The organism is Bacteroidota bacterium (genome assembly GCA_013696965.1).
Classification (GTDB): domain Bacteria; phylum Bacteroidota; class Bacteroidia; order JACCXN01; family JACCXN01; genus JACCXN01.
Genome location: JACCXN010000001.1, coordinates 1 through 6,184, shown reverse-complemented (window position 1 = coordinate 6,184; position 6,184 = coordinate 1). Strand labels below are relative to the sequence as shown.

The window sequence follows — 6,184 nt, the reverse complement described above, 5'->3', positions numbered from 1 at the left end:
GGATCAAGCGGAAAAGTTGGGGGGAATGAACAAAAATCATTTCTTTGCAAAAAATATTCTACGTGCAAAGAGATGAAAACCACAGCTTGGCAAACTTGATTTTGCCAGAAGGGATCTTGGAATTTTTTAAGATTGCCAAAATAGATCCTCTTGAAAAATCTTATCATATTCATTTGGAAGAAAAGAATACTATTCCAGAAGAATATTCACATCATAAACTAACGTCAAAAGGTTTCTATGATGAAATGACCATTCAGGATTTTCCTAGCAACGAGCTCCTTTCTTTCCTTTTGCTTCTTTATTAGTAACAACTGTATAAAGCTCTCCTTGCGACAATGCCGTTTCATCGATGCTTAAATATGGGCCAATGTTTTTTTCAAATAACACCCAGTCAATTAAAAAAACCACATCCGAAGTTTTCATCCAAAGGTGAAAAAGCAATGGATTTTAATAATACCTGAAATTATAAATAAATCGGCTGTTGAAGTACCTGAAAATAAACTGAAAGAAGGAAATATTTCATGCTTTTCAATTTAAAAAACACATACTAAACACCATGAGTATACGCAAAACAAAGAATAGCTCTTGAATAAAAAACTATTATTTTAACCGTTAATTTTCAAAAATTTTATTTTCTTTGTAATAGTATCCTAATTAATGAAAGCTACTAACTAAAAACATAAGACCATGAAAACGTACATAATAACCCTGATAACATTTTCTTTACTTTTAATAGGTAGTTCAGGAAATGCTCATACAAATTTTATTTATTCGGAAAATGAAATGCAATTAAGGAGTGGATCTGGATCAATTCATAATGAGATAACTTCCAATCCAATTCATTCCGAAACTGAAACAATCAAAAATCAAGGAGAACTGACAAATGAAATACCAGGTAGAAAAACCGATGCAGATGCAAACTATTTTTCTACTGAAAAGAAACAAACAAAAGCTTTTTCAATGGATACCCGGAAAAGATCAATTTTAAATGCTTCAAATAGTTTAACTCCCTCCGGTGATTTTGGCTATACTACCGCTATAGGATTAAGGGGTGGTTTAACATCCGGATTTTCCATTAAACATTTCATCAGCAGCAATGCGGCCCTGGAAGGTGTGATAGGGACTCAATGGCGTGGCATTTCCATAACCGGTATGTATGAATTGCATAAAGGCAATGCATTTGATGTAAGCGAACTTACATGGGTTTATGGTGGAGGGGCCAGAGTTGGCTTTTACAGGCATAGATACTTATATAACAATTATGGTAATTGCAATGATCCAAATAATCCAAAATGCAATAATTATTATTATCCTAATACTGTTTTTACTGCTATAGGTATAGTGGGCATTGGTGGTTTAGAGTATAAATTCAATGAAGTTCCTTTTACTGTAAGTTTAGATTTAATGCCTTATTTTTATTTCAATTATTGGGGTAGAGGTTTCATTGATGGAAGTATTTCTGCAAGATATATACTTAAATAAATTCTACTTAAAAGGATAAATCCATTGTAATTTAATTTTTCTTTTTATCATTCGTTAAGCTTTTTATTGCCTAATAAGCAAACCCTAAAAGAGGCCTTTCAGAAAAATCTGAAAGGCCTCTTTTTTTTCTCAATTCTGCTTAATTTCATTTTTCCTGCAATAACTAATCCAATGAAAAGTTAAAGTAAAAACTCATACAAACCCTTTACCTAGGCTGTTTTACAAAGAAACAGGCTTTCATTAATTCCTTACAAAATGAAATGCAACTGTATTTTTTCGCTTATTTTTCTTTTTGCATCTGGCGTTTATGCACAGCATACTATTTCTGTAAATGTTGGAACTGTTTTAAATAATGTTTCCAATCACCCTGTTGGCATAAACATGAACCATTTGATGGATGATTCTTTTTTATCGCCCACACCAGCAAAAAGCACTACTCAGGCATTACAGGACATGGGCGTGAAATTCTTAAGGTATCCAGGGGGTGAAAAAGCAGATAGCTATTTTTGGTCGGTTTCACCCTGGGACAAGCCCCGTCCAACTGCTACTCGACCCGGAAGTTGTGAATGGCCCTCAGGAGAATCACGTTGGATGAATACAGATTGGAAAACCTACAAAGCTCTTACACTTGATTTTGATGAATTCATGATTATGTGTAATGCTGTAGGAGCTCAACCGCTTATTGTTGTTCCTTATGATTGCATGTATAAGGCAGCGAGTTGCGGAACAATTCCAACGAAAGCACAATTAATAAAAAATGCCCAGGAATGGGTGAAGTATGCTAATATCATAAAAGGCCACAAAATAAAATACTGGATGATTGGCAATGAAAGTTACAACTGTGCATACAACGGATGCGTTACTGCAAGCCAATACGGTACTGATGTAATTGAATTTTCACAAGCCTTAAAAGCAATAGACCCAAGTATAAAAATAATAGCAAATGGCGAAAAGTCCACCTGGTGGCAAACTGTGCTACCTTTGGCTGCTGCCCATATTGATTATTTAGGCGTAAGCAGTTACCCTGCTTATCAATATACAGGTGGCTATGATTACTATCGTACCCGTACTCCTTCTCTTACAGGGGCTGTTAATACTGCGGCCAATTCCATAAACCAGTACGCACCTGTTTCGGAAAGAAACCGGATTAAAGTTCTTGTTACTGAGTTCAATTCAATGGATTGGTCTGGACAATGGCCAAACAACAACGATCTTGGTCATGCTTTAGTGGCTTTTGAAATATTGGGTGAGCAACTAAAGCATCCAAAAGTTGAAGGTTCATTTTTCTGGAATACCCGCTGGATAAACAATAGCACTCAGCCCTACCATATTTATGATGCTTTGAATAAAAATGGAGGATTTAATGCAAATGGAATAGCCATGTCTTTATGGGGTAAATTTCTGCTGCAAAGCATGGTACAATCTAGTGGGACAACCCAAACAAGAAGTTTTGCAAGCCACCACCAGGCTAACAACAAACTAAATGTTTTTATCATCAATAAAGAAAGAAGCGCACAAACAGTGAATTTATCCATTTCAGGTTTTATTTCAAATGCAAGCGGAAAGAGATGGGAAATGAAAGGAACAGCGGATTCGGATGTTTCGCCTTCCTTTACACAAAATGGAACTGTAACCTTAAACGGCACTAGTGCTACTTTGTCTCTTCCAGCCTTGTCTGTTACCGTATTAGAACTATCTTCCCCCTCCACTACCACCCTTGCTCCTCCCATAGCAGTTAACAAGGAACGTTGTGGAAGCGGCACTCTGTTATTGACAGCAACAGGAGGAATAAATTACCGTTGGTATAAAAATTTCACCGGAGGAAATCTTCTTTTTACCGGAGCAAACTATACCACCCCCATAATAAACCAGACGGATTCCTTTTATGTTGCAAATTTTGACGGAGCAAATGAAAGCATTCGAACAAAAGTAAAAGCAATTATAAACCCAATTCCAAGCGCTCCTCAGTCTTTCGGAGCAGAATGCTGTGGTCCGGGAAGTTTAACACTTTCTTCTTTAGGTGCAAGCAATCCAAATTGGTACGAAAACAACACAACAACTAATTCTATTAATTCCGGCCCTGTTTTTACAACTCCTGTGCTAAATTCAAGTACAACTTATTACGTTTCTGATTTCAATGGCAAATGTTATAGTTTAAGATCTCCTGCCCTGGCACGTATTTTGGAAATTCCTGCTAAGCCTGAAATCATTCTAATAAATGGAAACACCCTGCATTGTTCTGAACCCGGCATTGTCTATGAATGGAGTTTTAATGGTGTTGTTCTCCCCAACAATTCTCAGGAAATAACCGTAAATGATGCAGGAATTTACACTGTAAGGGTTCAATCAAACAATACTTGTTTTTCAGAATTATCAGACAATTACAACATGACAACAACAGGAATTGTAAAAGCAGTGGCAACAGAAATGAAGCTGTATCCAAATCCAAACAATGGAAATTTTACTGTTAAAATACCTGAAGATAATCCCGGCTCTGAAATTTACCTAAGTGATTTGGGAGGAAAGGTAATATACTCCGCTATTTTAAAACCAGGCACAAGGGAAAAACATATAAAGCTTGTTAATCCCGCAAGTGGCATTTATTTTCTCACCTTAAATTCAGGCGGAAGCATTAGTATAAAAAAAATAAACATTAATACCTCCCTGTGAATTAAGGATTAGAATAATCTCTTAGCCAGGTTTGGGCATTTAAAAATCTAAATCTATTCCAAATTAGTTTACAGATTATTTGACTAAACGCCTATTCTAGCTTTGGGTTAAACACGGATACCTAGCGAATAAAATCAATTTAGAAAAGTTTAATACCTGTTATTATTTCACCAAATGAATGAGGTAAAATAATAACAGGTATTATTAAAATTGAAATATTATCTAATCTGGCAATTAATGCTATAATCACCCCAAATATCGGAACCTGTAGCAGAATTTGCATTACATCTTTCCTCAGCCCTTACCCTGTTCTCTTTATATGTATAAACAGAATAATCTTTTGTAGTTGTACCAGAGCCACTGGTGTATGTTTTTGAACATTCACAAGTGTATTCTTTTTTACAAGATACCATTGAAGTAACTACTAATGCCAGGGCCGATGCAAATAAAAGTGGATTTTTCATTTTCTTTAATTTTAATGAGTAACAATTAAATTATAAAACAAAGGTGGGCTGTTTTTAAAAGAAATTTGTTACAAAATAGTTTAAAAAAATTACATAATTCCTAGGATATTAAACGGTTTTATTTGAAAAACAAAACAGTACCGTTTCATGTTTTTGTAAGCAACAATACCAATAAGGCCACATTCAGAGAACCTGACTTTGTTTAATTGCATAAACCCGTATTCCCTGGAAAGAAGATAACAACCACCCTGAATTTGTTGGCAAAATTTCCAGAACAAAAAAGCCATACAATGCGTAGTATGCTTAAAGTTCAGATTCAAAATAAACAATCAGGTGTCAACAACTTGGCAAATAATAAAAACAGGAAGAGGAAAACATTTTTATATTTGCAAATTAGGCAACAATTTAAGCATTAACATTTTATGCTTAAGAATCTATAAAACCGAATGATAATTAGAATTTCTGCACCAATTCTTACAGCCTTGATTGTATTTTTAGCAATCAATTCCGAAGCTCAACCTTCGGAATCAAAAATGACCAGGAAGGAATATATCGAAAGGTACAGTGAGGAAGCCATCAAAGAAATGCATGCCAGCGGAATACCTGCAAGCATTACTCTTGCCCAGGGAATTCTTGAATCGGGTGATGGAAACAGTCCTCTTGCCCGGTATGCAAACAATCATTTCGGCATAAAATGCCATAAAGGGTGGAATGGGCCTACTTTTATCCAGGATGATGATACAAGAAATGAATGTTTTAGAAAATACCATTCTGCGCAAGAATCTTTTCGTGACCATTCTGAGTTTTTAAAAACCAGGAGTTGGTATAAACCTTTGTTTGAACTAACTGTTTCGGATTATGAAGGTTGGGCACACGGTTTAAAAAAGGCGGGATACGCCACCAACCCAAGGTATGCGGAATTATTGATCCGCTTAATTGAAGACAACAATCTTAACAAGTATGATAAATTAAGTGAAATTCCTTCTTTCACTCAAAAATCAACTCCAATAACTGCTACAAAGCCTATTGGAGTTGCATTGAACATTTCCCTTAAAAACAATGTAAAGTTTATTATTGCAAGGCATGGAGACTCCCCTTTTAAAATAGCCAAGACTTTGGATATGGCCCCCTGGCAAATATTAAAATACAATGACCTTGGCAAAGCTGAACAAATAAAAGCGGGTGATGTAATTTACTTACAGCCAAAAAGAAACAAAGCCAATGAGCAAACACATGTTGTAAAAAAAGGGGAAACCCTGCGCTCTGTTTCACAACAACATGCTGTTAAATTAAAAAAGCTTTACCGTTACAACAATTTAATTGAAGGAGATCAAGTAAAAGTTGGAGAAACTTTGAATTTAAGGAGGAGAAAATAATTTTCAGCACTAGCGCGGGGCCTAGTTTTCAACAAGGTCTGAAAAAATCAGATAACTTTCTGATTAATTAAGAAACTGTTTTGAATTTAATTTTTAATTCTATTAAGCATTAGTCGAATCATTGCTAATTGTATCATAGTTTCACTTGTATCAGTATGATATTCAAAATCTTTACTTAACCTTCTGTAACTT

At 35.2% G+C, this 6,184-nt stretch carries 5 protein-coding genes; 4 read left to right on the top strand and 1 reads right to left on the bottom strand.

The window, feature by feature from the left end; translation table 11 throughout:
* Nucleotides 1-62: 62 nt before the first annotated feature.
* From H0V01_00025 to H0V01_00015, 3 genes are all read left to right on the top strand, one after another.
* Nucleotides 63-305: a hypothetical protein gene (locus H0V01_00025; protein MBA2581751.1), complete on the top strand. Its 243-nt coding sequence runs from the start codon at nucleotides 63-65 to the stop codon at nucleotides 303-305.
* 382 nt (nucleotides 306-687) lie between these two features.
* Nucleotides 688-1,482 carry a hypothetical protein gene (locus H0V01_00020; GenBank protein MBA2581750.1) on the top strand — a complete coding sequence of 265 codons (795 nt, stop codon included), beginning with the start codon at nucleotides 688-690 and terminating at the stop codon, nucleotides 1,480-1,482.
* A gap of 255 nt (nucleotides 1,483-1,737) precedes the next feature.
* The gene (locus H0V01_00015) at nucleotides 1,738-4,152 is read left to right on the top strand and encodes a T9SS type A sorting domain-containing protein (protein MBA2581749.1); all 2,415 of its coding nucleotides are present in this window, start codon (nucleotides 1,738-1,740) and stop codon (nucleotides 4,150-4,152) included.
* 218 nt (nucleotides 4,153-4,370) lie between these two features.
* Here the strand turns inward: H0V01_00015 and H0V01_00010 are convergent, their stop codons facing one another.
* Nucleotides 4,371-4,616: a hypothetical protein gene (locus tag H0V01_00010; protein MBA2581748.1), complete on the bottom strand. Its 246-nt coding sequence runs from the start codon at nucleotides 4,614-4,616 to the stop codon at nucleotides 4,371-4,373.
* A gap of 446 nt (nucleotides 4,617-5,062) precedes the next feature.
* Here H0V01_00010 and H0V01_00005 point away from each other — a divergent pair, with 446 nt between their 5' ends.
* Nucleotides 5,063-5,992 (top strand): glucosaminidase domain-containing protein, encoded by a 930-nt coding sequence (locus H0V01_00005; GenBank protein MBA2581747.1) that lies wholly within the window; start codon nucleotides 5,063-5,065, stop codon nucleotides 5,990-5,992.
* The last annotated feature ends 192 nt before the right edge of the window (nucleotides 5,993-6,184 follow it).